Raw genomic sequence first — 3,793 nt, 5'->3', positions numbered from 1 at the left:
CGGCGGATTTCGCGTTATCTTTGCTGTCGATCTTGCCCGATGACAGATCAGGCTGATCTATTTGACCCCATCGCCCATGGCAGCGATGCGTTTCCCGAATTCGCCCGTCGTCGGAGTTCAGGAGGCGCCAGTTGGGGCAAACCTCCTTATCCCGAGGTCGGTGAAGCCTTCTACGTGTTCAGCCATGCGCTTGTTTCCCAGGCCTTGAAACACCCGCTGTTGCTGCAGGCACCGCCGGGCGCCTATCAGGAGGTCAGGCAAAAGATCAGCGCCAATCCGGCCCTGGACCTGTTGACCCGTTCCATGCTGCTGTCCGACCCGCCACGGCACATGCGCCTGCGCCGCCCATTGGCTGGTTCGCTAAGCTTTTCCTCCAGCAACGGGCTATTCGACCGGCTTGCGGCCAAAGCGTCGGAACTTACGCAGGCAGCTGTACAAAAACCGGAGTTCGACGCGGTTCGTGATATAGGCCTGCCGCTATCGTTTTCAGCCCTGGAACAGATCCTTGGTATTGACATGGACGATCCCTGGCGGATTGGCGCCGACGCACAGCTTATGGCCAACGCCCTGGAAATAAGGGCCGGCGGCGTAGACGAAGACGCAAACGATGCCTGCCGCCGGTTGGAGGCATGGGTATCCAGCGTGATAGAACACGGTACTGTGCGCCCAAACGGTATTTCAGCTCAGATGCTTGCCGAAGTCGAGGCTGGCCGCTGGCTGAGAGACGATGCCGTTGCAAACATCGTATTCCTGCTCTTTGCCGGGCAGGCGACAGTCGTCGATACCTTCGGCAATGCGCTGGTCGCGCTTGCACGCTTCCCAGAACAGCTTTCGCTGCTTGAAGATGGGAAAGTCAGTTGGTTTTCAGCAGCCGAAGAGCTGCTCCGTTTTTGCGCTCCAGTTCACTATGCCGGAGCGCGCATCGCCGCGGAAGATATGCAATTTGGTGGCGCAACCATAAAAGCCGGGCAGGCCGTCGTACCCGTGCTGGCGAGCGCCAATCGAGACATTTCTGTTTTTCCGGCGGGCGACCGGTTGGATTTGGGTTCCGGCATTTCGTCGGCCCTTGCCTTTGGCACCGGACTGCATGCCTGTCTGGGTCAACACGTCGCCCGGTTAGAAATAGCTGTACTGCTGGAGGCCTTGTTCACGCAGGCCAAAGGCTGGTGCTTGGACCTTCCCAGGGTCGTCAGGCGGCATTCGGTGCTTTTCCACGGTCTGCAAGCCGCCCCATTCATCCGGCCCGCGGATCAACCATCGGTTTGAATTCGGCACGCCATTCGGGTCCCTTCATCACTTGGAATTGTGAGCCCGATATCAAGCGTTTGTGCTTCAGCGACCGATTGAAGCAGATCACCAATGTTGACTAAGCCTGTCAGGTATCGGTAGGTGAGCCGGTGCCAACCCGAACTTTAGGACAATGTCATGAAATATGCTCTTTCCACCCTCGCCGGCGCCACGGCGCTGGCAATCATGCTGATCGCCAGCCCATCGATGGCCGAGGATGCCGGCATCATTGTCTATAACGCCCAGCACGAAAGCCTGACCAAGGCGTGGGCCGAAGGCTTCACCAAGGAAACGGGCATCAAGGTCACGGTGCGCAATGGCGGCGACAGCGACTTCTCCAATCAGATCGTCGCCGAGGGCACTGCTTCACCCGCAGACGTGTTCCTGACGGAAAACTCACCGGCCATGGCGCTGGTCGAGAGCGCCGGCCTGTTCGCGCCGGTCGATGCCGACACGTTGGCACAGGTTCCGCAGGATTATCAACCGGCCAGCGGCAAATGGGTCGGCGTCGCCGCGCGCAGCACGGTCTTTGCCTATAACAAAACCAAGCTGACCGCCGACCAGCTGCCCAAGTCGATGCTTGACCTCGCCGATCCGAGCTGGAAGGGCCGTTGGGCCGCCTCCCCGTCGGGCGCCGATTTCCAGGCCATCGTCAGCGCCCTGCTCCAGCTCAAGGGCGAAGCCGCTACCGCCGACTGGCTGAAGGCGATGAAAACCAATTTCACCGCCTACAAGGGCAACAGCACGGTGATGAAGGCGGTCAATGCCGGCGAGATCGAAGGCGGCGTCATCTATCACTATTACTACTTCGGCGATCAGGCCAAGACCGGCGAAAACAGCAAGAATGTCGAGCTGCACTATTTCAAGAACCAGGATCCGGGCGCCTTCGTCTCGATCTCCGGCGGCGGCGTGCTGGCCTCCAGCAAGCATCCCAAGGAAGCCCAGGCGTTCCTGAAATGGCTGACCGGCAAGGGCGGTCAGGACGTGCTGAAAACAGGCGACTCCTTCGAATACGCGGTCGGCAATGGTGCGGACTCCAACCCGAAGCTTGTGCCGCTCGCCGATCTGCAGGCGCCGAAGGTCGATGCCACGACGCTGAACTCCAAGAAGGTCACCGACCTGATGACGGCAGCCGGCTTGCTTTAGTTGCCATTCGTCCTAAAAGGACACCCGACCACGCTCCCGCGGGAATTCGCCTTCCGCGGGAGTGATTTTGTTTTTCGAGATGGCATTCGTCGATGACGACACGCTGTGTTCCCGACCGCGATCGCGGTCCTTCAATTGCTGCCGCTGGACGGCAACGGCACGGCGTCTGACCTGATGCAGTCCGCGGTCGATCTCGCGCGTTCGGGCCTGCCTTCGGGCACAGGCCGAAGGGCCCGGCGACGCGCACCGCTTTGGCTGGTCCTCGCCGCCATCTTCGTTGCGCTGCTGGCGCTGGTGCCGCTCGCCTTCATCATCTGGATCGCGGTGCAGACCGGCTGGGAAACCGTCGCGGCGCTGGTCTTCCGGCCGCGTGTCGGCGAGCTTCTGGTCAACACTGTCCTGCTGGTCGCGCTCTCGGTGCCGATCACCATCGTGCTGTCGGTTGCGCTGGCCTGGCTGACCGAGCGCAGCGACCTGCCGGGCGACCGGATCTGGTCCTGGCTGTGCGTGGCGCCGCTCGCCATCCCCGCCTTCGTCCACAGCTACGCCTGGATCACCATGGTGCCGGGACTGCACGGCCTGTGGGCCGGCGTGCTGGTTTCCGTTATCGCCTATTTCCCGTTCCTGTATCTGCCGGTGTCGGCGGCATTGCGCCGTCTCGATCCCGCCCTCGAGGACGCCGCCGCCGCACTCGGCCTTGGACCCCGACGCGTGTTCTGGCGGGTCGTGCTGCCGCAATTGCGGCTCGCCATCTGCGGCGGCTCGCTGCTGGTCGGCCTGCATCTGCTGGCCGAGTACGGCCTCTATGTCTTCATCCGCTTCGACACCTTCACCACGGCGATCGTCGACCAGTTCCAGTCGACCTTCAATGGACCGGCCGCCAACATGCTGGCCGGCGTGCTGGTCAGCTGCTGCTTCGTGCTGCTCGGCCTCGAAGTGCTGGTGCGCGGCGAGGAGCGCTATGCCCGCGTCGGCTCGGGTGCGGCGCGCCATCAGCAACGCGCAAGCCTCGGGCGCGCCACCATTCCGAGCCTGCTCTTGCTTGTCGTCACCACGCTTTTGGCGCTCGGCGTGCCGTTCGTCACCATCGGCGGCTGGCTTGTCGCCGGCGGCGCCGCTGTCTGGCGCCTGGACGAGATCGGCCTGGCGCTTGGCCAGACGCTGTTCCTGGCGCTCGCCGGCGCCTTGCTCGCCACCGTCGCCGCCATGCCGATGGCCTGGATCTCGATCCGCGCCCCGGGGCCATTGCAGCGCCTGCTGGAGGGCTGCAACTACATTGTCGGCTCGTTGCCGGGGGTTGTCATTGCACTGGCGCTGGTCACCATCACGGTGCGCATCGCGCTGCCGCTCTATCAGACCC

At 62.7% G+C, this 3,793-nt stretch carries 3 protein-coding genes; all 3 read left to right on the top strand.

Features of this window, described 5'->3' with window-relative positions:
- Positions 1–1,266 (top strand): cytochrome P450 (locus tag EN893_RS23260; protein WP_206640158.1); only part of this gene is annotated, 1,266 nt, incomplete at its 5' end.
- Positions 1,267–1,425: 159 nt separating this feature from the next.
- A complete protein-coding gene (locus EN893_RS23255; RefSeq protein ID WP_127271210.1) occupies positions 1,426–2,433 on the top strand; it encodes an iron ABC transporter substrate-binding protein in 1,008 nt (335 codons plus the stop codon).
- A 174-nt stretch (positions 2,434–2,607) separates the two neighbouring features.
- Positions 2,608–3,793: iron ABC transporter permease (locus EN893_RS23250; RefSeq protein WP_164901042.1), on the top strand; the 1,186-nt coding region annotated here is incomplete at its 3' end.

Origin of the sequence: Mesorhizobium sp. M7A.F.Ca.CA.004.04.2.1 (assembly GCF_004022825.1) — a bacterium.
In the GTDB taxonomy this organism is placed as follows: domain Bacteria; phylum Pseudomonadota; class Alphaproteobacteria; order Rhizobiales; family Rhizobiaceae; genus Mesorhizobium.
This window is presented reverse-complemented; position numbering and strand designations above follow the sequence as displayed.

What these genes read in the sequence shown, in the direction of transcription:
- EN893_RS23255 (WP_127271210.1), top strand. Translation starts at nt 1,426, where the DNA reads ATGAAATATGCTCTTTCCACCCTCGCCGGCGCCACGGCGCTGGCAATC.